At 66.4% G+C, this 24,867-nt stretch carries 26 protein-coding genes and 1 pseudogene; 16 read left to right on the top strand and 11 right to left on the bottom strand.

What is annotated here, in order from left to right:
- The first annotated feature begins 28 nt into the window (after positions 1-28).
- The 3 genes from BBX35_RS01035 (at position 29) to BBX35_RS01045 (ending at position 4,052) form a co-directional block, all read left to right on the top strand.
- Positions 29-610 (top strand): hypothetical protein, encoded by a 582-nt coding sequence (locus tag BBX35_RS01035; protein ID WP_141687795.1) that lies wholly within the window; start codon positions 29-31, stop codon positions 608-610.
- Positions 594-2,753, top strand: coding sequence for a putative bifunctional diguanylate cyclase/phosphodiesterase (locus BBX35_RS01040; RefSeq protein ID WP_067215037.1), 2,160 nt, complete (start codon positions 594-596; stop codon positions 2,751-2,753). The genes BBX35_RS01035 and BBX35_RS01040 overlap by 17 nt, the downstream gene beginning before the upstream one ends.
- An 87-nt stretch (positions 2,754-2,840) precedes the next feature.
- Complete coding sequence (locus BBX35_RS01045) at positions 2,841-4,052, top strand: lytic murein transglycosylase (RefSeq protein WP_067215039.1); 1,212 nt, start codon at positions 2,841-2,843, stop codon at positions 4,050-4,052.
- Here BBX35_RS01045 and BBX35_RS01050 read toward each other — a convergent pair.
- Positions 4,049-4,384: a PilZ domain-containing protein gene (locus BBX35_RS01050; RefSeq protein WP_067215041.1), complete on the bottom strand. Its 336-nt coding sequence runs from the start codon at positions 4,382-4,384 to the stop codon at positions 4,049-4,051. The two genes, BBX35_RS01045 and BBX35_RS01050, sit on opposite strands and share 4 nt — an antisense overlap.
- 246 nt (positions 4,385-4,630) lie before the next feature.
- Here BBX35_RS01050 and BBX35_RS01055 point away from each other — a divergent pair, with 246 nt between their 5' ends.
- Positions 4,631-5,086, top strand: a complete 456-nt coding sequence (locus BBX35_RS01055; protein ID WP_067215044.1) for a DUF4864 domain-containing protein — start codon at positions 4,631-4,633, stop codon at positions 5,084-5,086.
- 51 nt (positions 5,087-5,137) lie between these two features.
- On the opposite strand, the gene tgt is transcribed toward BBX35_RS01055, so the two are convergent.
- Together tgt and queA are read right to left on the bottom strand one after the other, a co-directional pair.
- Positions 5,138-6,283: a tRNA guanosine(34) transglycosylase Tgt gene (tgt, locus tag BBX35_RS01060; protein WP_067215047.1), complete on the bottom strand. Its 1,146-nt coding sequence runs from the start codon at positions 6,281-6,283 to the stop codon at positions 5,138-5,140.
- Complete coding sequence (gene queA, locus BBX35_RS01065; protein WP_067215049.1) at positions 6,280-7,365, bottom strand: tRNA preQ1(34) S-adenosylmethionine ribosyltransferase-isomerase QueA; 1,086 nt, start codon at positions 7,363-7,365, stop codon at positions 6,280-6,282. Before queA ends, tgt begins: the two co-directional genes overlap by 4 nt.
- Positions 7,366-7,742: 377 nt before the next feature.
- On the opposite strand from queA, the gene BBX35_RS01070 reads away from it, so the two are divergent.
- From BBX35_RS01070 to BBX35_RS01080, 3 genes are all read left to right on the top strand, one after another.
- Positions 7,743-7,892 carry a DUF1127 domain-containing protein gene (locus tag BBX35_RS01070; protein WP_067215052.1) on the top strand — a complete coding sequence of 50 codons (150 nt, stop codon included), beginning with the start codon at positions 7,743-7,745 and terminating at the stop codon, positions 7,890-7,892.
- Between the two features lie 317 nt (positions 7,893-8,209).
- Entirely contained in the window at positions 8,210-8,362 is a 153-nt protein-coding gene (locus BBX35_RS01075; protein WP_067215054.1) for a DUF1127 domain-containing protein, read from the top strand.
- 281 nt (positions 8,363-8,643) lie between these two features.
- Complete coding sequence (locus BBX35_RS01080) at positions 8,644-8,793, top strand: DUF1127 domain-containing protein (protein WP_067215056.1); 150 nt, start codon at positions 8,644-8,646, stop codon at positions 8,791-8,793.
- 683 nt (positions 8,794-9,476) lie between these two features.
- Here the strand turns inward: BBX35_RS01080 and glmU are convergent.
- Entirely contained in the window at positions 9,477-10,838 is a 1,362-nt protein-coding gene (glmU, locus tag BBX35_RS01085) for a bifunctional UDP-N-acetylglucosamine diphosphorylase/glucosamine-1-phosphate N-acetyltransferase GlmU (RefSeq protein WP_067215059.1), read from the bottom strand.
- A 185-nt stretch (positions 10,839-11,023) separates the two neighbouring features.
- Here glmU and BBX35_RS01090 point away from each other — a divergent pair, with 185 nt between their 5' ends.
- On the top strand, positions 11,024-12,019 hold the full coding sequence (locus BBX35_RS01090) for an SLAC1 anion channel family protein (RefSeq protein ID WP_208979733.1): 996 nt from the start codon (positions 11,024-11,026) through the stop codon (positions 12,017-12,019).
- A gap of 24 nt (positions 12,020-12,043) precedes the next feature.
- On the opposite strand, the gene BBX35_RS01095 is transcribed toward BBX35_RS01090, so the two are convergent.
- A complete protein-coding gene (locus BBX35_RS01095; protein ID WP_067215061.1) occupies positions 12,044-12,655 on the bottom strand; it encodes a pyridoxamine 5'-phosphate oxidase family protein in 612 nt (203 codons plus the stop codon).
- Between the two features lie 206 nt (positions 12,656-12,861).
- Here BBX35_RS01095 and BBX35_RS01100 point away from each other — a divergent pair, with 206 nt between their 5' ends.
- The gene (locus BBX35_RS01100) at positions 12,862-13,434 is read left to right on the top strand and encodes a dihydrofolate reductase family protein (RefSeq protein ID WP_067215064.1); all 573 of its coding nucleotides are present in this window, start codon (positions 12,862-12,864) and stop codon (positions 13,432-13,434) included.
- Between the two features lie 114 nt (positions 13,435-13,548).
- Here the strand turns inward: BBX35_RS01100 and BBX35_RS01105 are convergent, their stop codons facing one another.
- The 4 genes from BBX35_RS01105 to BBX35_RS22660 form a co-directional block, all read right to left on the bottom strand.
- Positions 13,549-13,986, bottom strand: a complete 438-nt coding sequence (locus BBX35_RS01105; RefSeq protein WP_088941638.1) for a peptidylprolyl isomerase — start codon at positions 13,984-13,986, stop codon at positions 13,549-13,551.
- An 86-nt stretch (positions 13,987-14,072) separates the two neighbouring features.
- A complete protein-coding gene (locus tag BBX35_RS01110) occupies positions 14,073-14,615 on the bottom strand; it encodes a peptidylprolyl isomerase (protein ID WP_067215069.1) in 543 nt (180 codons plus the stop codon).
- Positions 14,616-14,650: 35 nt separating this feature from the next.
- Complete coding sequence (coaD, locus tag BBX35_RS01115) at positions 14,651-15,157, bottom strand: pantetheine-phosphate adenylyltransferase (protein WP_067215070.1); 507 nt, start codon at positions 15,155-15,157, stop codon at positions 14,651-14,653.
- Positions 15,158-15,269: 112 nt separating this feature from the next.
- Complete coding sequence (locus BBX35_RS22660) at positions 15,270-16,457, bottom strand: restriction endonuclease (RefSeq protein WP_171901370.1); 1,188 nt, start codon at positions 16,455-16,457, stop codon at positions 15,270-15,272.
- A gap of 177 nt (positions 16,458-16,634) precedes the next feature.
- On the opposite strand from BBX35_RS22660, the pseudogene BBX35_RS22665 reads away from it, so the two are divergent.
- Positions 16,635-16,745 (top strand): annotated as a pseudogene (locus BBX35_RS22665) (SDR family oxidoreductase); the annotation flags it as partial.
- An 80-nt stretch (positions 16,746-16,825) separates the two neighbouring features.
- On the opposite strand, the gene BBX35_RS01120 reads toward BBX35_RS22665, so the two are convergent.
- A complete protein-coding gene (locus BBX35_RS01120; RefSeq protein ID WP_067215073.1) occupies positions 16,826-17,374 on the bottom strand; it encodes a glyoxalase superfamily protein in 549 nt (182 codons plus the stop codon).
- Positions 17,375-18,239: 865 nt separating this feature from the next.
- Between BBX35_RS01120 and BBX35_RS01130 the strand changes: the two genes are divergently transcribed.
- The 5 genes from BBX35_RS01130 to BBX35_RS01145 all read left to right on the top strand — a co-directional run bounded on the left by BBX35_RS01130 (position 18,240) and on the right by BBX35_RS01145 (position 20,789).
- On the top strand, positions 18,240-18,530 hold the full coding sequence (locus tag BBX35_RS01130) for a hypothetical protein (RefSeq protein WP_141687796.1): 291 nt from the start codon (positions 18,240-18,242) through the stop codon (positions 18,528-18,530).
- A gap of 534 nt (positions 18,531-19,064) precedes the next feature.
- On the top strand, positions 19,065-19,406 hold the full coding sequence (locus BBX35_RS01135; protein WP_171901371.1) for a hypothetical protein: 342 nt from the start codon (positions 19,065-19,067) through the stop codon (positions 19,404-19,406).
- Positions 19,407-19,485: 79 nt separating this feature from the next.
- Positions 19,486-19,836: a hypothetical protein gene (locus tag BBX35_RS01140; protein WP_067215081.1), complete on the top strand. Its 351-nt coding sequence runs from the start codon at positions 19,486-19,488 to the stop codon at positions 19,834-19,836.
- A gap of 225 nt (positions 19,837-20,061) precedes the next feature.
- Positions 20,062-20,220, top strand: coding sequence for a DUF5993 family protein (locus BBX35_RS23540; RefSeq protein WP_158592635.1), 159 nt, complete (start codon positions 20,062-20,064; stop codon positions 20,218-20,220).
- Positions 20,221-20,231: 11 nt separating this feature from the next.
- Positions 20,232-20,789 carry a disulfide bond formation protein B gene (locus BBX35_RS01145; RefSeq protein ID WP_083205958.1) on the top strand — a complete coding sequence of 186 codons (558 nt, stop codon included), beginning with the start codon at positions 20,232-20,234 and terminating at the stop codon, positions 20,787-20,789.
- 25 nt (positions 20,790-20,814) lie between these two features.
- On the opposite strand, the gene BBX35_RS01150 is transcribed toward BBX35_RS01145, so the two are convergent.
- Positions 20,815-21,459: a MarC family protein gene (locus BBX35_RS01150; RefSeq protein ID WP_067215084.1), complete on the bottom strand. Its 645-nt coding sequence runs from the start codon at positions 21,457-21,459 to the stop codon at positions 20,815-20,817.
- A 295-nt stretch (positions 21,460-21,754) separates the two neighbouring features.
- Here BBX35_RS01150 and gyrA point away from each other — a divergent pair, with 295 nt between their 5' ends.
- Positions 21,755-24,514, top strand: a complete 2,760-nt coding sequence (gene gyrA / locus BBX35_RS01155) for a DNA gyrase subunit A (protein ID WP_244271584.1) — start codon at positions 21,755-21,757, stop codon at positions 24,512-24,514.
- Positions 24,515-24,867: the final 353 nt, after the last annotated feature.

Below are 24,867 nucleotides of genomic sequence, written 5' to 3' on the forward strand. Positions count from 1 at the left end.
TTCTGTTTGGGGGAGACCGGAGATCAAGATGCCAGCATCCCACCTGCCCCTTGCTGTTGTCCCGATGACCGTCCGCGCTGCACTGCCGGCGGGAGCCTTGGCCGTGGCGCTGGCAATATCGGCCGCAGCGGTCGCCGACAGCAATCCGCAGGAAACGACCCTCGAGGCGGCCACCGCGCTTTCCGCGCGCGCGGCCGGCTCCGATCTGGAGCTCGTGCGCGGCGACGTGGTCGAACTGGCAGACCTTGCACGCCGGCATATCCGCGAGGCCGGTCTCGATGCCGCCCTGAAGGATTTCCTCTCCGCTCCCTGGAAGCGAGAGGCGAACGGCCTGCATCTGTGGGGCGTCACCACCAGGGGCGTCAGCTGGTTCGACACCGGCCATCCGGAGCTGATCGGCATCGACGTTTCCAACATCACAGACATCGAGGGACGGTTCTGGACCCAGTTGGCGGAGGCCTCCGCCCGCGGCAGCGGCGAGAAGGTGTTCCTGCTGCTCTTCCCCCACCCGAAGACCGCGCGTTCGGCCGTGGGGTATCACACGTGTTTCATGCTCGACGACGAGCGGATCCTGTGCGCAGGGGCCTTCGAAGATGCGCCGACCGGATAGGCTGATCGGCCGCCTGCGTTTTTCCAACTGGCCGGTCACGGCCAAGGTGATGGCCGCGCCGCTGGTCAGCCTGATCGCGCTGGCCGTGATGACCGCGCTTGCCTGGCACACGCTGACCACGCAGCGTGCCGCGGTCGTTTCCGACCTGTCGCAGCTGGAGGCGGTGCTCGACCGCGCCTACGAGGTGCCGCATCACCTGGCGAGCGTCGAGGCCAACCTCTACAAGCTGTCGATGTGGAGCGAGATCGGTGTGCGCGGCGCCGAGCTCGAGGGCACGTTGCGCTCGATCAACTACGGTCTGGAGCGGGCGGCGGCGGATATCGCGATCCTGGAAAAGGCCGGGCTCGACGGCGTCGAAGAGCTGCGCGAGGCCTTCGGCATCTACCGCCAGAACACCTCGCAGGCCGTGCTGCTGATCCTGCGCAACGCGACGCTCGGGGCTGTCGCCACCCGCGGCGGCCACAAGACCTATGCCGAGGTGGAAACCCACGCCCAGTCCATCGGCCGCCGGGCGTCCAACCAGTTCCGCCAGGCGACGGAAGAGGCCGCGGCGACGTCCGACCGGCTGATCCGCAACTTCATCATCCTGTCGCTCTTGGGCGCCCTCGTCGCCGTCGCGGCCAGCATCGCCGCCTCGCGCGCGATCATCCGGCCGATGACGCGGCTTGTGCGCACCATCCGCCTCCTGCTGCAGGGTGATCTGGCAACGCATGTGCCCTACACCGCGCGGCGCGACGAGATCGGCAGCATCGCGGTTTCCGTGCAGGAGCTGCAGCGCGCGCTGGTCAGCAACCGCGCGCTGGCGCAGGAGCGCGAGCAGAAGCAGGCGGAGCTGGAGTTCATCGCCGCCCATGACGGACTGACGGGCGTTGCCAACCGCAAGGCCTTCGACGGCTATCTCGACAAGGCCGCGGACGTGGCCGGCGCAGACGGCGAGCTGATCTTCCTGCTGGTCGATCTCGACAGCTTCAAGCCGATCAACGACGCCTACGGGCACGAGGCCGGCGACGTCGTGCTGAAGGTGCTGGCGCAGCGCTACCGCAATCTGGTGCGCCCTGGCGACATGGTCGCCCGCCTCGGTGGCGACGAATTCGCCATCGTCATCGTGACGAAGGAGGGCAGCCGCGATCCGGAGCAATTCGCCAAGCGCGTGCTGGAGGCGACGGTGAACCCGGTGCGCCATGGCCCGCGCGAGCTTCGCGTCGGCGCCAGCATCGGCGTTGCCGGCAGCCAGTCCGTGCCCGGCGGTCCGCAGGCGCTGATGGCCGCCGCAGACCGCGCCATGTATGTCGCCAAGCAGGAAAAGCGCCCCTCCTACGCGATCTATTCGCCGCAGATGGCGCCGCAGCGCTACAGCCTGGAGGAGAAGGAAGAGATCGAGCGGGCCCTGCGCGAGGGCGAATTCGTCCTGCACTACCAGCCCAAGGTCTCGCTCGCCGACAACGGCCATGCCGGGTTCGAGGCGCTCGCCCGCTGGCGTCATCCGCAGCGCGGCCTGCTGTCGCCCGACCAGTTCCTGTCCCGGATCGACAGTTTCGGCCTGCAGGCCGATTTCACCATGCAGATGGCCCGCCAGGCGGTGGCCGATCTCAAGCGCTTTGCCGAGCTCGGCCTCGACAGCCGCGGCGTGTCGCTGAACCTGGAGGAATCCATGCTCGCCACCCGCAGCGGGATGGATGAGCTGCGCCGGCTGGTGATGGAGAACCAGTCGCTAGCACGGCTGATCACGCTGGAAATCACCGAGGACGTCTTCATCGCGCGCTCGGCGGAGACCATCCGCGACAATGTCGACATGCTCGCCGCCCTCGGCATCCGCATCTCGATGGACGATTTCGGCACCGGCTACGGCTCCTTCAAGCACCTGCGCGAATTCACCATCCACGAGCTGAAGATCGACCGCGAGTTCGTCCACGGCATCGGCCGCGACCGCTCGGCCGAGGTGATCATCGACGGCTTCCTGGCGATTGCCTCGGGCCTTGGCGCCGTCGTGGTGGCGGAAGGGATCGAAACCCGGGCCCAGGCCCGCTATCTGGTGCAGCGCGGCTGCCAGTTCGGCCAGGGCTTCCTGTTCTGCCGCCCCGTCCCCTTCGAGGCGGCGGTGGAGTATCTCAACGAACAGCAGCCCCGGTCCTGCGCGGGCTGAGCGGATTTTTGCAGCCGTGCTCTTGTTTGTGCGCGGTCGGTTCCCGCAAACTCGCCGGGCGACTCGACCAGCCGAAAGGGCCCGCCGATGATCTGCCGCCTCTCCCGCCTGTCCCTCTCCCGCCTCTCTCTGGCCGCTGCCTGCGCTGCCGCGCTGCTTTCCGCCGCGCCCGCAATCGCCAACACGCCCTGCGGCGGCGACTTCGGCGCCTTCCTGAACGGTGTCGCCGACGAGGCCCGCGCCAAGGGGCTGCCGGATGCGGCGATCCGCAAGACGCTGGGCGGCGCGCAGATCGACCGGACGGTTCTCGCGCGCGACCGTGCGCAGGGCGTCTTCAAGCAGGATTTCCTCACCTTCTCCAAGCGCTCGGTCAGCGGCTACCGCCTGAAGCACGGCGCCGGCAACATGAAGAAGTTCGCCAGGACCTTCGCCCGCGCCGAAGCCGACTACGGCGTGCCCGCGCCGGTGATCACCGCCTTCTGGGCTCTGGAGACGGATTTCGGCGCCGTCCAGGGCGACTTCAACACCGTCAACGCGCTGGCGACGCTCGCCCATGACTGCCGCCGGCCGCAGCTCTTCCGCCCGCAGCTTCTCGCCGCCATCGAGATGGTCGCCCATGGCGACCTCGACCCGGCCCGCACCACCGGCGCCTGGGCCGGCGAGATCGGCCAGGTGCAGATGCTGCCCGAGGACATCATCCGCTTCGGCAAGGATGGCGACGGCGACAACCATGTCGATTTGAAGAACAGCGCGCCGGACACGATCCTCACCGCCGCCGGCTTCATCAAGAGCCTCGGCTGGCGCGCCGGCGAGCCCTGGCTGACCGAGGTGAAGCTGCCCGCCAGCCTCCCCTGGGAAAAGACCGGCCTTAACTTCGACACCACCGTTGGCGAGTGGGCCAAGGCCGGCGTCACCGCCCGCGACGGCCGCCTGCCCTCCGCGAACCTGCCGGCCGCCCTGCTGATGCCGCAGGGCTACAAGGGGCCGGCCTTCCTCGCCTACCCGAATTTCCGCGTCTATCTGGAGTGGAACCAGTCGTTCATCTACACGACGACCGCTGCCTATCTGGCAACGCGGCTCGCCGGCGCATCGCGCTACGATCCGGGCAATCCCGATCCCGGCCTCTCGGACGCACAGATGCGGCAACTGCAGGAAAAGCTTGCGGCAAGGGGGCACGACGTCGGCAAGATCGATGGGATTCTGGGTGCCGGCACCCGCGCCGCGGTGCGGGCCGAACAGCTGCGCCTCGGCATTCCGGCGGACGGCTGGCCGACGCCCGCGCTTCTCTCCCGGTTCTAGCCGATCTCGACCTGATCATCGGCGGAGCTGGCGGCCGTCCTGGCCGCCGGCTTGTCCTCGCCCGACTTCTTGTGCAGGAAGCGGATGCCGGCCTCGTCGCCGTTCATCCACACCAGCTCGGCCTCGACCTTGATCGCGCGCTTGGGAAACTCGAAGACGAACCGCCTGCTCAGCGCCGCCTGGCCCTTCATGCGCACGCGGCAGCCGGTAATGCTGAGATCCTCGACGATGCACGAGATCGAGATGCCCCGGTCGACGATGATCGCCGGGATCGTGCAGGTGGCTCTCGGGGCGGAGCGGATTTCCCCGCGCACGGTCGGCTTGTGGCGCATCTGGTCAACTCGCAGGCACGCCGGCGGGCAATTTCCGGCAATGGGGCACCTTGTCTGACAATTGTTAGCTGCCAGCGTCTGAACGGAAGGTAAAGACGCCGCCATTGCGCTGCCCTCGGCATCCGGCCGGCATTTCCTTGCGTAAGGTCAGGCAGGGGCGCGTTTTGCCGGGAGGAGAGATCCTGCAAAAGCCGCCCGTCCCGCCCTCCGCCGGCGCGGCGGAAGGCCAACCTGCCGGAGGCCGTCATGCCGTTTGCCGCCCTGCCCCACCGCTCCACGCAGAACCTGTCGTTCCTGTCCTGGATAGCCGCCGCGCTGCTCGCGCTTGGCGTCCTTGCCGCGCCCGCCCGTGCGGACGATGCCGCCTCCTTGCGGGCTCTCGTCGAAGGGCAGATCGCCGCGATGCGCGCGGGCGATGCCTCGGCCGCCTATGGCTTTGCGGCCCCGGCGATCCGGCAGATGTTCCCCTCGCCGGATCGCTTCATGCAGATGGTGAGGCGCGGATATGCGCCGGTTGTCGCCCCGCGCTCGGTGACGTTCGGCCGCTTGCGCGAGACCCCGCGCGGTCCGGTGCAGGAGGTGTTTCTCACCGACAGCAGCGGCACCGACTGGCTGGCGCTCTACACGTTCGAGCAGCAGGCCGACGGAAGCTGGAAGATCGCCGGCTGCGTGCTGACGAAAAGCCCCGGCGCCTCGGCCTGAGGCGCCAGATCGCCTCTTTGCTAGTCCAGCGGCGCCAGGTCGCCTCTTTAGTTAGTCCAGCGGCGCCAGGTCGCCGCGGGCCCAATCCTCGCGCGTCTTCGCCCGGAAGTCCTCGAACCGGCCTTCCTCGATCGCCGCGCGCATCTCGCGCATCAAGGTCTGGTAATAGGCGAGGTTGGTCCAGGTCAGCAGCATCGCGGCCAGGCCCTCGCCCGCCTTCACAAGATGGTGCAGATAGGCGCGCGAATAGTCCCGCGCCGCCGGGCAGTCCGAAGCCTCGTCCAGCGGGCGCGGATCGTCCGCATGGCGGGCGTTCTTCAGGTTCACCTTGCCGTAGCGGGTATAGGCAAGGCCGTGCCGGCCGGCCCGCGTCGGCATCACGCAGTCGAACTGGTCGATCCCGCGGGCAACGCTCTCCAGGATGTCTTCCGGCGTGCCGACGCCCATCAGGTAGCGCGGCTTGTCGACAGGCATTGCCGGTGTCGTCACGTCCAGCATCGCCAGCATCACGTCCTGCGGCTCGCCGACCGCCAGCCCGCCGACGGAATAGCCCTCGAACGGCATCTCCCCCAGCGCCTGCGCCGAGGCAATGCGCAGGTCCGGCACGTCGCCGCCCTGCACGATGCCGTAGAGCGCCTGGCCGCGCCCCGGCCCGCCCATCTTCTCGAACTGCGCGCGCGAACGCTCGGCCCAGCGGAGCGACAGGCGCATGGCGCGCTCCACGTCTTCCCGCGGCGCCGGCAACGCGATGCACTCGTCGAGCTGCATCTGGATGTCGGAACCGAGCAGCTGCTGGATCTCGACCGAGCGCTCCGGCGTCATCACATGGCGCGAGCCGTCGATATGGCTCTGGAAGGTGACGCCCTCCTCGGTCAGCTTGCGCAGCTGCGCCAGCGACATCACCTGGAAGCCGCCGGAATCGGTGAGGATCGTGTGCGGCCAGTTCATGAACGTGTGCAGCCCGCCGAGCCGGGCGATGCGCTCGGCGCCCGGCCGCAGCATCAGGTGATAGGTGTTGCCCAGCACCACGTCGGCGCCCAGATCCCGTACCTGTCCCGGATACATCGCCTTCACGGTCGCCTGCGTCCCCACCGGCATGAAGGCCGGCGTTGCCACCCGCCCGTGCGGCGTGACGATCTCGCCGCGCCGGGCCATGCCGTCGGTGGCGAGAAGGCGGAAGGAAAAGGGCGCGGTCATGCAGGATCCTTGGGGAAGAGAAGCGAGCCATCGCCATAGGAATAGAAGCGATAGCCGGTCGCGATGGCATGGGCATAGGCCGCGCGCATCGTGTCGAGGCCCGACAGCGCCGACACCAGCATGAACAGGGTCGAGCGCGGCAGGTGGAAATTGGTCATCAACGCGTCGATGGCGCGGAACCGGTAGCCCGGCGTGATGAAGATCGAAGTCTCGCCGGCAAAGGGCGCCAGCCCCTCCTCGCCCTGCGCCGCGCTTTCCAGGATGCGCAGCGACGTGGTGCCGATGGCGACGACCTTGTTGCCGCGCGCCCGCACGGCGCGCAGCGCGGCGACCGTTTCCGCGCTCACCTCGCCCCACTCGGCATGCATCCGGTGCTCGTCGGTGTCGTCCGCCTTGACGGGGAGGAACGTGCCCGCCCCCACATGCAGCGTCACCCGGTGCCGCTCGATGCCGCGCGCGTCCAGCGCCGCCAGCAACGCGTCGGTGAAGTGCAGGCCTGCGGTCGGCGCGGCGACGGCCCCGTCCTTTTCCGCGAAGATCGTCTGGTAGTCCTGCCGGTCCTGCTCGTCCTCGCCGCGCTTGGCCGCGATATAGGGCGGCAGCGGGATATGGCCGACGGCGGCGATCGCCTCGTCCAGCATCGGACCGGAGAGGTCGAAGACGAACAGGATCTCGCCCGTATCGCGCTTTTCCGCGACCGTGGCGTCCAGCGTGCCCAGCAGGCAGGCCTTGCCTTCTCCCCCGAACTGCACGCGGTCGCCGACGACCAGCTTCTTGGCCGGGCGCACGAAGGCCCACCAGCGGTCATCGCCCGCGCGCAGGTGCAGCGTCGCGCCGATCCGTGCCACCGCCTCGCCGCGCGTGCGGGTGCCTTCCAGCTGCGCCGGGATCACCCGCGTGTCGTTGAAGACCAGCGCATCGCCCGGCTCCAGCAGCATGGGCAGGTCGCGCACGCCGCGATCGTCCAACACCGGTTCGCCGTTCGGGCGCACCACCAGCAGGCGCGCGGCATCGCGCGGTCGGGCCGGACGCAGCGCAATGCGCTCCGGCGGCAGCTCGAAGTCGAAATCGTCGACGCGCATGGCCTTGGCTGAACCCGGTGAAAGATGGCGTTGATACAGGGTTTCGGCTCTTATCCCTCCCCCGCGGCGCGGTCAACCGCGCGCCCCTTCCAGGCCTCTCATGCGGGGCCAAACGAGGCGCGATTCAACAGGTCTTGCCGTGCCGGGAACCGGACGTCGCCCGGCGCGTTCCGCAAGGGTCGGGATTCGGAGTTCGGCTGCGGCAAGGCAGATGCGATCGCAACTATTTTGCGATGCACAATTTGCATGGCTGCCGTGCACAATCGTCTCTTTTTTTCGACGGCTGAAAAAAGTATCTCTTGGCCATCGGATCGGAGCGCTGACACGGGATGACCCGCCCAGCCAACTCCCGCACAGATCGTGCATATGAGGATGCCATGTTCGACTCTCTCGCCCGCAAGTACCGCAGCTGGCGTACGTACCAGACCACCGTTTCCGAGCTGTCGCGGCTCTCGACCCGCGAGCTCAACGATCTCGGCATCGCCCGCGGCGACATTCGTTTCGTCGCCCGTCGCGCCAGCCGTTAACAGTTCACGTTCAAGGAGATAGACCTCCTCCCCTGTCTCCTGACGTGTTGCCGACGGGATATCCTCCTCCCAATCCCGTTCGGACATTGCGACGCCCGCCGGTACCTCCTCCCACCGGCGGGCGTTCGCTTTTTTTGCGTGCATGCCGCAAGACCGGGCAACCCCGGCGAAAGCCGCAAGGCGGGCATGCGAAAATAGCGCCTCACAAACGGCGCGAAGCACTCCATATGAGTGCCACCGAACGATGACGCAGCGCAGCATGACGAGCGAAGAGCGGCCGCTTCGGGAGCAATAAGAAGAACATCACGGAGTTTGAAATGTTCACGACCCTCGCTCGCAAGTACCGCAACTGGCGCGCCTATAGCAGCACCGTCACGGAGCTGTCCCGCCTGACCCCGCGCGAGCTCGACGATCTCGGCATCTCGCGTGGCGAGATCCCGGCTGTCGCTCGCCGTGCGGTGATCGGCTAACCAATCACGGACCGGGGCGCGACCCTCCTCCCACGCGCCCCAGATCGTGCACCGACGGGTCTTCTCCTCCCGGACCCGTCAGGCAAAAGCGCCGCCCGCCGGTTTCCTCCTCCCTACCGGCGGGCGGACGCTTCTCCCGCAAGGCGGGGGACAGGGAGCGGGTCGGCACAGGCCGCCCGAAACGAACACCACATCGCCGGACAGAGGCACCAACGGACCAGCGCACGGATGCGCAGCGTCCGGCCGGCAGCCCGTCCGGTTTCGCAGTCAAGGACACGACAATGATCAACACGCTCATCCGCAAGTACAATTCCTGGCAGCAGTACCGTCGCACCTATGACGAGCTGTCCCGCCTCTCCAATCGCGAGCTCAGCGACCTGGGCATCGGCCGCGGCGACATCGACTACATCGCCCGCAGCCACCACCGCTAAGAGCCCGCTCCGCATCGCGGGGGCACCGCAGCAGAAAACGCCGTCCCATCCGGGGCGGCGTTTTCATTTAAGCGACTGAAATATATCGCTTTTCAAAATTTTATGCTGCTCTGCACAAAAAGCGGGGCTGATATGCAAGATCGTCTCTTTAAATAGACGCGGGACTCACCCATATCAGGGGCAACGGAGCAAGCGATCCTCCTCCCACGCTTCGCTCCCGTTCAGGCCGGTGTTCCTCCTCCCTCACCGGCCCTCCAAAACGACGCCCACCGGATCCTCCTCCCACCGGTGGGCGTTCGTTTTTGGACCAGGCCCTCCCCCCGACATGTCTCCGCACGCACCACCGTCCGTCCAGACCGGACGACCCGCGACTTCACGCAGGACTCGCGTTCGTCCTCCCGGGCGAGCATCGCGAGACCCGGGAGCCATTGGCGACCTCGGCAGGCGTGAGGCAGGAGGCGCCGCCATCCCTATGGCTGTCATGCCTGCGAAGGCAGGCATCCAGTATCCGCCGGGGCGTGTGGGTTTGCGAAAGCGGATGCCCTCGGCGAGGGGCGTGCGCGAGGCCAGCCACCCTCTCCGCCCGTCATCCCGGACGCCCTGCGGCGCAGCCGCATGGGCAGATCCGGGATCCAGCGCATCAGCCGCGCCGAAGGCGCGCTTCCTTGAAAACTCGGACGCCCCTAAGCGCCCTTCTTCTCGGCCTTGGCACGGGCAAAGCGCTCCTTCAGCTGCGCGCCGCGCCCTTCCTTCACCACCTGCCGCGCCCGGCCGAGCGACAGCGCGTCGGCCGGCACGTTCTCGGTGACGACACCGCCGGCGGCCAGATACGCCCCGTCGCCGATGGTGACCGGCGCCACCAGGGTCGAGTTCGAGCCGACGAACACGCCTGCGCCGATATCCGTGTGGTGCTTGAGGAAGCCGTCGTAATTGCAGGTGATGGTGCCCGCGCCGATATTGGCGCCCGCGCCCACCCGCGCATCGCCGATATAGGTGAGGTGGTTGACCTTGGCCCCCGTCTCGACCCGCGCATTCTTGATCTCGACGAAATTGCCGATATGCGCGCCGGCGCCGATCTCCGCGCCGGGCCGCAGCCGCGCGTAAGGCCCGAGCGTCGCCCCTTCGGCGACCTGTGCCTCTTCCAGATGCGAGAAGGAACGGATCGTCACCCCGTCGCCGACCTCGACGCCGGGGCCGAACACGACGTTCGGCTCCACCACCACATCACGGCCGAGCCGCGTGTCATGGGAAAAATGCACGGTCTCCGGCGCAACCAGCGTCGCGCCGTTCTCCATTGCCGCGATCCGCGCCTGGCGCTGGTAGTCGGCCTCGACCCGGGCGAGCTGCACCCGCGTGTTGATGCCCTGCACCTCCCATTCGTCGGCCCGCTCGGTGACGACGGAAAGGCCCAGCTCGGCGGCGATCTCCACCGCGTCGGTCAGATAGTATTCGCCCTTGGCATTGGCATTGCCGATCCGCTGGATGATCCCGGCAAAGCGCGTGCCGCGAAAGCCCATGATGCCGGAATTGCAGAAGCGCACGGCCCGCTCGGCCTCGCTCGCGTCCCGCTCCTCGCGGATCGCCAGCAGCCGGTCGCCGTCCGTCAGCAGCCGGCCGTAGCCGGTCGGATCCTCGGTCTCGAAGCCGAGCACGACGACGTCCGCGCCCTCGTCCAGCCTTGCGCAGACCCGCGCCAGCGTCTGCGGCGAGACCAGCGGCGTGTCGCCGAACAACACCAGCACCTGGTCGGGCAGGTCGCGCCAGGCCGGCTCGGCGGCGCGCGCTGCATGGGCGGTGCCCAGCCGGTCCTGCTGCACATGGCACTGCGCCTGCGGCGCCCGGCGCGCCACCTCGGCCACCAGCTCCGGCATGTCCGGTCCCACCACCACGGCCACCCGGCCGATTCCGGCCGCCTCGACCGCCTTCAGCACATGGCCGACCAGCGACAGCCCGGCGACCTGGTGCATCACCTTGGGCCGGTCGGACTTCATCCTTGTGCCGAGGCCGGCGGCCAGGACGATGGCAAGGCGGGACGTGGACGGCATTGCAAACCTCTTGCGTGGATTCCGGCGGGCCAGTCATCGGGAGCCGGCGCCCGTCCGTCAAGTCGTTGCGCCGGCCTGCCCGGCACTTTGTCGCAGGAAACACGAGAACGGATGTTGGCGAAAGCCGGTGCGGACGGATATTCAGGTATCCGAATGGGTTTTCAGGCATTCGGGCGGGGCAAGCCATGAGCACGATGACGGCGGCAGCACAGGCAGGGACGGCGGACGAGCCCTGGCTGCGGCATTTCCCGATCACCTTCTTCGCGGTGGTGATGGGCCTCGCCGGCCTGTCGCTGGCGACCCGCCGCATGGAGGTCGCGCTGTCGGGCGCGCCGGGCAACATCAGCTTCGCGCTGACGCTCATGACCGCCGCCACCTTCTGCGTCATCGCCGCGGTCTATCTCGCCAAGGCGCTGCGCCACACGGACGCGATGAAGGCGGAGTGGAACAATCCCGTGCGCATCGCCTTCTTCCCGGCGATCACCATCGGCGTGCTGCTGGTCTGCTCCGGCATTCTTCCGCATGCCCGCGGCCTCGTCGAGGCGGTGTGGATGGCGGCAACGGCCGCCCATCTCCTCATCATTCTCGGAGTCGTGTCCGCCTGGATCAGCCACCGCACCTTCGAACAGGCGCACCTGACGCCGGCCTGGTTCATTCCCGCCGTCGGCAACGTGCTGGTGCCGGTCGCCGGCGTCGATCTCGGCTATGTCGAGATCTCGTGGTTCTTCTTTTCCGTCGGCATGCTGTTCTGGGTGATCTTCCTGACGCTGGTGTTCAACCGGCTGATCTTCCACAACCCGATCGCCGAGCGCCTGCTGCCGACGCTGGTCATCCTGATCGCACCGCCCTCGGTCGGCTTCGTCGCGTGGATGCTGCTGAACGGCGGCGTGGTCGATGCCTTCGCCCGCGTCCTCTACTACAGCGCGCTGATGTTCGTGCTGGTGACGCTGACCCAGGTCGGGCGCCTGTTGCGCCTGCCCTTCTCCATGGCCTGGTGGGCCTATTCCTTCCCCGTGGCAGCCTTCACCATCGCCTCGGCCCTGTTCGCCGAATCGACGGGCGCCACCTTCCAGCGCACCCTCTCCTTCATTGCCTATGGCGTGCTGTGGGCGGTGATCGCAATGCTGGTCGCCAAGACCTTCGCCGCGATGCGCCGCAACGAGATCTGCCGTCCGGAGTAGGAAAGCCGAGGCTTGCGCCTCACCTCACCACAGCGACTTGCGCGCCCGCTCCGGCCATTCGCGGTCGTAGGCCTCGCCGCCGACCTTGGCTTCGCTCAGGGCGGAGAGGATCGCGCCCGGCGTCGGCAGGCCGTTCGCCGCCTCCTGCGCCTCGGCGTCCCACAGGCGCGCGCGCACGATGGCCCGGGCGCACTGGAAGTAGATCGTCTCCACCTCGATCAGGATCACGCTGCGCGGCGCCTTGCCGTCGACGGCGAACTCCTCCAGCAGCTGCGGATCGGCGCTGATCGTCGCCCGTCCGTTGATGCGCAGCGTCGTGCCGCTGCCGGGAATGAGGAACAGCAGCGCCACGCGCGGGTCGCGCACGATGTTGCGCAGCGAATCGATACGGTCGTTGCCGCGCCGGTCGGGCAGCGCCACGCGCTTCGCATCCAGGATGCGCACCACCTCGCCCCGGTCGCCGCGCGGCGAGCAGTCCAGCCCCTCCGGCCCCGCGGTCGCCAGCGCCACGAACGGCGAAGCCTTGATCAGCGCGGCATATTCGTCGCTGATCCAGTCGATTTCCTTGACCTTGGAGGCGGCCCCCGGCGTGCCGTAGAGCGTCTCGAGCTGCTCCACCGTGGTGATCGTCGTCATGCGCCTCTCCGCTCCTTCTGCTCCCCGGCCTTCTGCTCGCGGGCCGGCCCGGTCCGCGCGCAAGCTAGCAGCGGGAAGGTGCAGGCGGAAGAGCGGGCGCACTCCGCCGGACGATGACCTTGCAGGTTATTGCCGGATGGCGGCCGGCACCCGCACACTCGACGCTTCCCGGCGGCACGCACCGCCCTCAAGGACAGGAGCACCCGGTGTCTTGCAGGATCATCGTCACCCAGTACATCTCGCTTGACGGCATCATCGAGGACCCTGTCGGCATGGAGGCAAGCGGCCTTGGCGATTGGACCGGGCCGTTCTCGCGCGGACCCGAGGGCGACCGGCTGAAGCATGAGGAACTGTTCGCGGCCAGCGCCCTGCTGCTCGGCCGCCGAACCTATGAAGCCTTCGCCGCCGTCTGGCCGCAGGTCACCGACGACACCGGCTTCGCCGCGCGCATCAACACCCTGCCCAAGCATGTCGTCTCCGGCACGCTGGCCTCGGGCACCTGGGCGCAGACCAGCATCCTGCAAGGCGATGCGGTCCGGCAGGTCGCCGCGCTCAAGGCGTGCAGCGAAGGCGACCTTCTCGTCTATGGCAGCGCCGCGCTGCTGCACGCGCTGATCCCCGCCGGTCTCGTCGACGGCTACCGCCTGATGGTCTATCCGGTGGTGCTCGGCCGGGGAAAGACGCTGTTTCCGCAAGGCGCCGAGGTCCGCCTGCGGCTTCGCCACGTCCGGCCGTTGAACGACGGCATCGTCTGGATGGAGTACGCGGCCGCGGCCTGAAAAATGCTCGCACCACGCGCAACGAAAAAGGGGCAGGCGCCGCATGGCCCCTGCCCCTTCCTGTTCGCAAGTGTTCGCGCGTCTGTTGTTCGCGCGTCTGTGCGCGGGCGCGCGTTACGCGATGTCGGCCGCGACCTTCATCGAGACGATCTTGTCCGGGTTCTGCACCGGCTCGCCGCGCTTGATCTTGTCGACATTCTCCATGCCCTCGATCACCTCGCCCCAGACCGTGTACTGGCGGTCGAGGAAGCGGGCGTCGTTGAAGCAGATGAAGAACTGGCTGTCGCCGGAGTTCGGGTCCTGGGCGCGGGCCATCGAGCAGGTGCCGCGCACATGCGGCTCGGCGTTGAACTCGGCGCGCAGCTTCTTGCCCGAACCGCCGGTGCCGGTGCCGCGCGGGCAGCCGGTCTGGGCCATGAAGCCCTCGATCACGCGGTGGAAGACGATGCCGTCGTAAAAGCCCTCGCGCGCCAGCTCCTTGATGCGGGCGACGTGGTTCGGCGCAAGGTCCGGGCGCAAGTTGATGACGACCTGGCCCTGGGTGGTTTCCATCACCAGCGTGTTTTCTGCATCCTTGTAGTCGGCCACCCTCGGTCTCCTTCGTATGTTCGTGGAATCTGTGTGCGGTGTTCGTAACGTCAGTTGGCGTCGGCGGCAACGCGCATGCGCACGATCTTGTCCGGGTTCTGCACCGGCTCGCCGCGCTTGATGTTGTCGACGAATTCCATGCCCTCGACCACTTCGCCGAAGACCGTGTACTGGCGGTTCAGCCATTCGCCGTCGGCGAACATGATGAAGAACTGCGAATTGGCGCTGTCCGGGCTCTGCGAGCGGGCCATGCCGAGCGTGCCGCGGCGGAACGGCTCGGGCGAGAATTCCGCCTTCAGGTCCGGCAGGTCGGACCCGCCCATGCCGGTGCCGGTCGGATCGCCCGTCTGGGCCATGAAGCCGTCGATCACCCGGTGAAAGACGATGCCGTCATAGAATCCCTTGCGTGCCAGCTCCTTGATGCGCGCGACGTGGTTCGGCGCAAGGTCGGGGCGCAGGCGGATCACCACCTGCCCGTCCTTCAGGTCGAGCAGCAGCGTGTTTTCGGGATCGGTCGACTGGGCGCCGGCCGGCGACAGGCCGACGACGGCGGCAAGGACGAGCGCGGAAAGGAACGAAAGCAGGCGTGCCATGGAAGGAAAGTCTCCCTCAACGGGGGTTGGAACTCTCAGCGCGGGTCCGCCAGCCGCTCGGCCAGGCGTTCCGCGACATGAGCCGGAACGAAATGGCGGACATCGCCGCCCATCCTGGCGATCTGCCTGACCAGCGTGGCGGTGATGTGGCGGACTTCCGGCGAGGCCGGCAGGAACACCGTCTGCACTTCCGGCGCCAGCGAGCGGTTCATGCCCGCCATCTGCATTTCGTAGTCGAGATCGGTCCCGTCGCGCAGGCCCCGCACCAGGAAGGCGGCGCCGTTGCGCCTTGCCGTCTCAATGACCAGGTCGTCGAAGGAAATCACCTCGATGCGCGCCGCATCCGCCGCGCCGAAGGCCTCGCGCGCGACGCGGGCGATCATCTCCACCCGCTCCTCGAAGGCGAACATCGGCGACTTGCCGGGGTGGACGCCGATGGCGACGACCACCTTGTCGGCAAGGTCGAGCGCGTGGCGCAGAATGTCGACATGACCGTTGGTGACGGGGTCGAACGAGCCGGGATAGAGCGCGGTGCGTGTCATGCCGCCGATGTACAGGGCTCGCTGCCGTCAGGCAAGCGGGACGAAAGGCAGGGATGGCGGCTTATCTAAAGGGCAGGACGCGATCCGCAGTGCGCGACCACCCCCTTATTGTTCATCGCAAGCCAAATTCAGCTATCAGCCCTGGGCGCGCCGCCAGCAACATCTCAAGGTGGCTATCCGGCCACATCTCTATTCTGAGTGCCCGATCCGATTGTCCATGCTTCTCAATGGCCTCCACAGCATCTGTCGTGAAACGACCGCTAGTCGCAATAATGAGAACATCGACACGCGGCGGCTCCCATAAGCTCATCTGCTCTTTAAGCAAGCTAATTTCGGACGTCGAAACGCTTTTTACCAACCAGTGCTTGCACTGAATAATGACTCTTGTCCGAATATGACCGGACAAACCATCCTTTGTGAGACGAACCACCGATAAATCGCGCCCCTTGTCGGCAGCACGTGTCTGCGTCAACCACTCCGGGTTCTCATATCCAGGTTCTCCGGAAATAAGTGCGAAAATCACACGCTCGAACTCTTCATCCGTTAGTTTCGCCCAATTGAGTTTGGTCGGAATAGGTCCTGTTGGCTTGCTAGCGACTAATTCACCGATATCGCTGATGTCGACAGGTATTGGATCATCTTGCCCATACAGATTTTTTCGTAGACTCGCCTTAGCTGACGGCCAATCAAACCGCTCAATGTCATTGAAATCACAAATTAAACCGAAATGAAGATGCCGATCCATATCACTCCAGCCGTCAGGACGCGGCATGCTACTCCCAATGAGCGTGGAAATTTCTTTGTAGTGATTACGCAGCTGGGATAGAGCCTGCTCAGGCATCGGCTCGCGCGGGTCCAATGCTTCCACTTCAGGTCGGATTGTGCGGATCAAGCCGTCAATCTTATCGATAGCTTGATCCAAAGCCGTTTTCACCAACTCTCGCCGCTTTCGGTTAAACCTAAACCGATATTCACGTAGGTTGTAGGAGGGCTCCTCTAGCGATCTCTCGAAGGCAGCTGCTGCACTAGGCTCCCCTAATTCACAGCAATCCAGCCGGCTCTGTGCGATCTCATCAAGATCCAAAAAACCAAGCTTAAGCGCCCAACCATCAATGGCAGGCATATGTTCGGAGATGGCACCTGCTGCTCGGCATTTGTCTTCATAAGCCGCGTTAGGCCCAAAGCAAATGCCGGATGGGATTAGACCTTCAATTTCGTTACATAATCTCTCAAGCTTTACGAGATTAGCCTCGATAGCTTCAAATTGCTCAAGTGCTTTGGTAAATGTAGCCGCCTGCATAGCCTCAACCCCTCGCAAAACCAAAAAAGATAGTATCCACATCAGTTGTAATCAAAAATTGCGTCGAAAGCCGCGTCTCTTGCAAGTGGCCAGCTAAAGCCACTGGCAAGTAAAATCCCCCCATTCAGTCTGGTCAGCTCTGGCAAAAGCAAGCGGTTCACGAGTGAATAGACACCACGACGCCATCGACCGGCTGAAGTCGCAAGCATGGTCGCCTGGCTCGCCGACCCCGAGGCCGGCTTCGTCACCGGGGCGATGCACACGATCGACGGCGGCTTCGGTGCCTGACGATCTCGCCGTGAGTTGATCGGGCGCGGGACGGGCCTTTGCCTACCCCGCGCCCTGCAGGCACAACGAGGGTTATTCCGTCAGCTCCCCGTGAGCTCCATGAAGCGGATGCGGTTGCTGAACGGGTCGATGACCTGCAGTTCCAGCCGCCCGTCCTGCTCCTCCAGCCCCGGCTTCATGTAGCGGTAGTCCTTCGCCTGCAGCTCCCGGTGCAGCTCGCGGATGCCGGTCATGTAGACGCACATGTTGCCGCCGGGCGTGGCATCGCCCGCATGTTCCGACAGGTGCAGCCGCACCCCGGAGCGCGAGATCTGCATATAGAGCGGAAAATTCTCGCCGTAGCGGTGCTCCCAGTCGAGCGAAAAGCCCAGAAAGCCGACATAGAACTCGTTCGCCTTGGCGACGTCGAAGATGCGGACGATCGGCACTGTCTGGTCGAGGCGGATGGTCTCGCGGCTCTCGGCCGCCTCGCCCTCCCCGATCTTCGCCGCCAGCACGTTCCAGTTGGCAAGGCCGAACTGGCGGGCGACGATTTCCAGCGCCTCGCTGTGGCTGATGGTCAGGTTTTTCTCGGCAAGAGCCTCGCGCATGGCCTTGGCCATGAGCTTCGAATGGCGATGGTCGCGCATGTCCGTTTCCTCGTCACGGCGAAGTCTTCGTCAGCACCCGCATTACCGACGCCTTCGCCCGACGGTGGAACGGTCAGGACGCATCGTTTCGGAGGCATTCGCCATGCCCCGCCAGGTTCACGACGGGGTGCGGGCTGCCGGCTGCCTCCGGCCGGCCCCGACAATAGCGCGCAGCCCCGCCCCTGTCAGCCGGGAGCAGCAGCGTGTGAATGTTGGCCCGCGTCGGCCGTCTACACCCTCGCCTTGCACCCTGCCCCGCCGCCGATAAACTGAAGAGAGCCCAACCGAATGGCGAGACGAGACCTTGCCGATCCCGTCGACGTTCCGCACCGCCCGCCCCGTGCTCCGGCCCCGCTCTTTCGGACGAACAAAAATGAAAACAAAGATTTTGGACATTTGGGCGCTACCCCGACCACAAGAACGGAGACAACCTTTTCGTCCTGGACGTGGGCGACCTCGGCGACATGGCTCAAAAGACGAGAATGCCGGCGAAAGTCGTCTCTTCCGATGGCGAGCATGAAATACCCTGCGAGATATATAGGCCGCGTCTAAACAATGAATTCGAGATTCCGCGTCTCCACGTGCGGGCGGCAAGCCATCTGGGCTTGAAGCAGGCCATGAAGGTTGGAGATTTCGTGATCCTTGAGGACTGATCGCGCCCGGGAGCCCTCTTTGGGGTGCGCCTTGCTGGACGGCAAACAGGACCGAGCCCCTGCAGCGTCGCATCTTGGACGCCGAGCCCGTCGTTTCCCGGCCACCGCCAGTGCTTTGCAATTGTTGCCGTAAAGTCACTTCTCGCGAATTTATTTAACTCGCCCCGCTTTTCTGCTAGACTGTTGCTCATAAGCACAAGGAGGCGCAGGACATGCGTGGCATTGCAGCTTTGGGCCTTGGCGGCCTTGCCGCCATTGCCATCTCCGTCGCCGTCGGCGGTTTGAACTTCGGCCCCGGTCATCAGATCAACACGGCGCAGAAGGGCGATCGCATGGCGCGCACGGTGCAGGTCGCCTGCGCCGCCGGCACCATGCAGGACGCCGCGCAGGGATGTGCGGACCTTGCCCGCAGCATCGATCCGGCCGCCGCGCCCGCCTGGCGCACCATCGCGACCCGGGACGGCACCACCACCGTTCTCGCGCGCAGCCGCGTTTCGGAGTGATCCGGTCTTCCTGACCTCGGACCTCTCCCGGCTGGCCGCGCTGCGCATACGGCACGGCCAGTCCTCAGCAGCGTGACGGCGGGCTCCCCGACCCGCCGTCACCACTCCCTGCCGCAAGACACCCCCTCATTCCGTTTCCTGCGATCCGGCCGCGCGCGCTCACTTGGCCCTCACCGGCTCTTCACCTTCGCGCGAGCGTGGACGATTGCGCGCCATTTGCGCCGTCCCGCGTCTTGTCCGCGCCCCGGCGCTCCCCATCTGACCAGACAGGGTTGCAAGGGGATGCGCGCCGCGCTCCCCCGGCTGGACCGGTGCAAGGCCGGTCGCGGGCAGAAGGCAGGACCGTTTCGCATCTGCGAAGCGTCCGAACCGCCGAAAGGCCATGCGATGGACGCATGGCTGGCATGCGAAAGCATGCCCGGCTTACCGGCAACTCGCTGCAATCGTTCACAAAAGCAGCACAGGCCGTTCACGGAATGCTGAACCGGCGAAGTCTTGCCAATCCCGGCGAGACAATCCATATGGCGGTGCATGATGACGATTCACAAAATTCATCAGCTATCGACTCCGATCGCCCTGTGGGGCGCCGGCGTCGTGCTGCTTGTCGCCACGCTCGGGGTTGGATTGGCCGCCTCGGATGTCGACGCCGCGGCGGAAACCGCTGCCAATATGCAACTTTCTGCCCGCGAGCACGTTATCTCGGCAGGCAAGGACGAGCGTGTCATCGCAAAGACCATCGAAGCGGTCTGCGGCGGCATCATCTTCCGGGAAGAGGATCCCGATTGCTTCGCCGGCCCCCCGCCGCAGAAGCATCCGGTGATCGCCGAGCCGGCGACGGGCAACCAGGCGCTGCCGGTGCAACCCTCCGGATCGTGATCCGCGTCACGGTTTCCTTGCCCGTTATGCCTCAATGTGGGGCCATCGAAGAACGGTAATAAGCAGGGACGTGACGACAATGACCTTCATTCACGATCATGGCGAACAGCACGCTAACCGCATGCGGGATCTGGCGATTGCCGGCGTCGCCGCTCTGGCCGTGTTCGGCGGCATCGCAAGCATCGCCCACACCGTCCAGACGGCGTCCGCCGGCGCCGCAGTGACCGAGATGGCGGCCCCGAAGACCGACCGCGGCGCCTCCGCGCTGCCGATGGAATGCGAGGGCCAGACCTGGGGCCACTGGTCGGCGACCTGTGCCGCAGCGCTGAGCGGCAACAAGGGCATGCGCCAGGTGCAGTTCACCACCGTCGAGACCCGCCAGCCGGCCGCCAACACCTCGGTTCTGGAGCGCGTTCCGTCCAGCTCCTGATCCCGCGCGCCGCATGCCGGCGAGCGGAGACTAGAACGGGCGCCGCATGCCGGCGGTCCGATACTGCAAAAGGCGACGCTCTGCACCCCGCAGGCGTCGCCTTTGCCGTTTTGAGCCTTCGTTCGCACTTCCCCGCATCGGCAACAATCACGGCTCCGTGATCGCCCTAGAATCGCATAGCCTTGGCGCAACGTTCCGCAACCGGACCCGCAAAGGCTTCGCCCGATGTTTCTCGCCGCCCTCTTTGCCCTGCTGTTCGCGGCCCTTGCCGCCGCTGCCTTCGGCCCCATGCGCCTTGCGGGGCTGTTGACCGCGGCCAGCTTCCTCGCGGCCGTGCTGGTCTACCTGCATCACGCGACCGATCCGCTGCCGCTGTCGTTCTGAAGGGGCACGCCATGATCTCAAGATCCCTCGAGACGACGCTCAACGCGCTTGCCCTTCTGGCCATCTCGGCCGTGCTCTCCGTCGCCTTCTTCGACCAGTTCGCCAATGGCGAGCTGCCCTGCCCGCTCTGCCTGCTGCAACGCGCCGGCTTCCTGCTGCTGGCCATCGGTCCGGTGCTGAACGTGGCGCGCGGTCCCCGGCCCGCCCATTACGGCGTGACGATCCTTGCCGGGCTTGCCGGCGCGGGCTTTGCCATGCGCCAGGTGCTGCTGCACATCCAGCCGGGCGATGCGGGCTATGGCGCGCCGTTCCTCGGCCTGCACTTCTACACCTGGGCCTTCGTCGTCTTCGTCGTCGCCGTTGCCGCCTGTGCGGCGCTCTTGATCCTGCGCGCGCCCGGCGAGGAACCGCGTGCCGACGGCGGCCGCCCGGCGCGCCTGACCGGGCTGTCGCTGGTTGCCGTCCTGCTGGTGCTGGCGATGGCCGGGCTCAATGCGGCGAGCACGCTTGCCGAATGCGGCTTTGCCGCCTGCCCGGACGATCCGACCGTCTACCGCCTGCTGCAATAGGCAGGCCCCGACGGGCTGAGTGCGCCTAGCTGGCGGCGATCATCGCGCGGATGCCGTCCGCGATGAACTGGATCGACAGCGCCGCCAGCAGCACGCCGAGCAGCCGCGTCACCACCACGGCGGCGGTCTCGCCCATCATCCGCTCGATGCGGTCGGCCAGCAGGAACGAGACGAAGCAGGCGCCGATGATCACCAGGATGACCAGCGCCAGGCCCAGATAGGACACCGTGTCGACCGCCTGCGACGACAGCAGGATGACGGCGGAGATCGCCGCAGGTCCCGCGATCAGCGGGATCGCCAGCGGAAACACGGCCACGTCATGCAGCTCCTCCTGATGCGCCGCGTGCTGCGAGACCGCCTTTTCCGCGGTCTCGGATTTCCGCCGGTTGCGCTTCTCGAACACCATCTCGATGGCGATGATCAGCAGCAGCAAGCCGCCGGCGATCTGGAATGCCGGCACGGAGATGCCGAGCACACCCAGAACCCCGCGCCCGGCGACCAGGAAGAGGAACAGGATGGCCCCGCCGATCAGCGTCGCGCGCACCGCGATGCGCCGGCGCGTGGCCGCCGTGGCACCTGCCGTGACCGCCAGGAACATGGGCGCCAGGCCCACCGGATCGATGGTCACGAACAGCGTCGCGAAGGCGTTGATGAGATAGTCCGCAAGCATTGCGCAAGCCCCCCGCTCGACTCGTCCGGCCCCGTTATATCAGGCAAAATACGGTGGATCGGCACCCGGGCGGCACCCCCTTCCCGAACTTTCCCTTGGGAAAGTGACAAGGCACTGTTTTAGCTATCCTTTTCGCGGCGCAAAAACCCTTCGGCCATTTGGCTGGAGGCGCGGAATCGGCTATAAGATCGGGACAGATTCAACAAGTGTGAGAGATCCCTTGACCGATCGGGACACGAACGCACCTACGGGTGGCCTGCCGTCCGATATCCGGCCCGTTTCCATCACCGACGAGATGAAGCGCAGCTACCTCGATTACGCCATGAGCGTGATCGTCAGCCGCGCCCTGCCGGATGTGCGCGACGGGTTGAAGCCGGTGCACCGGCGCATTCTCTACTCGATGCATGAAAACGGCTACGAGTGGAACAAGCCCTACCGCAAGTCGGCCCGCGTGGTCGGCGACGTGATGGGTAAATATCACCCCCATGGCGACAGCGCGATCTACGACGCGCTCGTGCGCATGGCGCAGAACTTCTCGCTCCGCCTGCCGCTGATCGACGGCCAGGGCAATTTCGGCTCGGTCGACGGCGATCCCGCGGCGGCCATGCGTTACACCGAGTGCCGGTTGCAGAAGGTGTCGGCGCGCCTCCTTGACGACATCGACAAGGAGACCGTCAACTTCCAGGACAACTACGACAATTCGGAGAGCGAGCCGGTCGTTTTGCCGGCAAAATTCCCGAACCTGCTGGTCAACGGCGCCGGCGGCATCGCCGTCGGCATGGCCACCAACATCCCGCCGCACAATCTCGGCGAGGTCATCGACGCCTCCATCGCCCTGATGGAAAATCCGGCGATGACCACGGCCGAGCTGATGGAGATCGTGCCCGGTCCCGACTTCCCGACCGGCGGCATCATCCTCGGCCGCTCCGGCATCCGCTCTGCCTATGAGACCGCGCGCGGCTCCATCGTCATGCGCGGCCGCGCCGAGATCGAGGAGATCCGCAAGGATCGCTACGCCATCGTCATCACCGAGATCCCGTATCAGGTGAACAAGGCGTCGATGATCGAGAAGATCGCCGAGCATGTGCGCGAAAAGCGCATCGAGGGCATTTCCGACATCCGCGACGAGTCCGACCGCTCCGGCATGCGCGTGGTCGTCGAGCTGAAGCGCGATGCAGTCGGCGACGTGGTGCTTAACCAGCTCTACCGCTACTCGGCGCTGCAATCGACCTTCGGCGCCAACATGGTGGCGCTGAACGGCGGCCGGCCGGAGCAGCTCGGCCTGAAGGACATGCTGACCGCCTTCATCGCCTTCCGCGAGGAGGTGATCGGCCGGCGCACCCGCTTCCTGCTGAAGAAGGCGCGCGACCGCGCCCATGTCCTCGTCGGTCTCGCCATCGCGGTTGCCAATATCGACGAGGTCATCGCGCTGATCCGCACCGCGCCGGACCCGGCCACCGCCCGCGCCCAGCTGATGGAGCGCAACTGGCCGGCCCGCGACGTGGAGCCCTTGATCCGCCTGATCGACGATCCGCGCCACATGGTCAACGAGGACGGCACCTACAAGCTGTCCGAGGAGCAGGCCCGTGCCATTCTCGACCTGCGCCTGCAGCGTCTTACCGCCCTTGGCCGCGACGAGATCGCCGACGAGCTCAACAAGATCGGCGAAGAGATCCGCGACTATCTCGACATCCTGCGCTCGCGCTCGCGCATCCTCGACATCATCCGCCAGGAGCTGACGGAAATCCGCGAGGAGTTCGCAACGCCCCGCCGGACCGAGATCATGGACGGCGGCGCGGACCTTGAGGACGAGGATCTCATCCAGCGCGAGGAGATGGTCGTCACGGTCAGCCATGCCGGCTACATCAAGCGCGTTCCGCTCGACACCTACCGGGCGCAGCGGCGCGGCGGCAAGGGCCGCTCGGGCATGTCGACCAAGGACGAGGATTTCGTCACCCGCCTGTTCGTGGCCAACACGCACACGCCGGTGCTGTTCTTCTCCTCGCGCGGCATCGCCTACAAGCTGAAGGTCTGGCGCCTGCCGCTCGGCGGCCCGACCTCGCGCGGCAAGGCGCTGGTCAACATGCTGCCGCTCGAGCAGGGCGAACAGATCACCTCGATCATGCCGCTGCCGGAGGACGAGGAGAGCTGGGGCAATCTCGACGTGATGTTCGCCACCACGCGTGGCACCGTCCGACGCAACAAGCTCTCCGACTTCACGCAGATCAACAAGAACGGCAAGATCGCGATGAAGCTGGAGGATGGCGACGGCATCGTCGGCGTCTTCACCTGCACCGAGCATGACGACGTCATGCTGACCACGGCGCTCGGCCAGTGCATCCGCTTTGCCGTCACCGATGTGCGCGTCTTCGCGGGCCGCAACTCGGTCGGCGTGCGCGGCATCAACCTTGCCGACAACGACCGCGTCATCTCCATGTCGATCCTGCGTCACTTCGACTGCACGGCGGACGAGCGCAGCGCCTATCTGCGCCTGCGCCGCCTGATGCGCGGCGAGGCCGACGAGACCAATGGCGAGGCGAACGGCGAGGCCGGCGGCGAGGACGAGGGCGTGCCGGCGGGCGACCTGCCGCAGGAGCGCTACGTGGCCATGAGCGCGCATGAGCAGGTGATCCTCACCATCTCGGAAAACGGCTACGGCAAGCGCTCGTCGTCCTTCGAGTACCGGGTCACGGGCCGCGGCGGCAAGGGCATCACCGCCATGGCGGTGACCAAGCGCAACGGCCCGCTCGTCGCCTCCTTCCCGGTGGAAGACAGCGACCAGATCATGCTCGTCACCAATGGCGGCCAGCTGATCCGTTGCCCGGTCGACGGCATCCGCATCGCCGGCCGCGCCACCCAGGGCGTCATCGTCTTCAACACCGCCGAGGGCGAGGAAGTCGTCTCGGTCGGCCGTGTCTCCGACGAGGAGGACGCCGAAGAGGCGATGCTCGACGAGGCCGCAGCAGCGTCCGACTCCGACACGTCGGGCGATGCCGACGACGGCGAGACTGGCGATGGCGAGGCTGGCGACGAGGCTCCGGGCGACGACGCCTGATCCCGCCTCACCGTCTCACGACACCATCACGGGCCGCAGGACACTCCTGCGGCCCTTTTGTTTGCGCGAGCGCGCCTTCGCTTGCGCAATCTCCTCTCCTCCCCGAGGCAGCCACCCCACCTCGGCCGTCAGCCCACCGCCTCCCTCCCAACCTCGGCTGTCACCCCGGCCAAGCGCAGCGCAGAGCCGGGGTCCATTCGTTCCCAGAGCGGCAGCGAGAACACCGAAGCCTCTCGCCTCGCCCTCCCGGACAGCGCTCGCTCTCGCACCACCCTCTCGATTCGTCATCCCGGGCAAGCGAAGCGCGACCCGGGACCGGAGAGCCGAGGGCCTATGAGGCGCGCTCCCGAACG

It is taken from the genome of Stappia indica (genome assembly GCF_001696535.1).
Lineage (GTDB): Bacteria > Pseudomonadota > Alphaproteobacteria > Rhizobiales > Stappiaceae > Stappia > Stappia indica.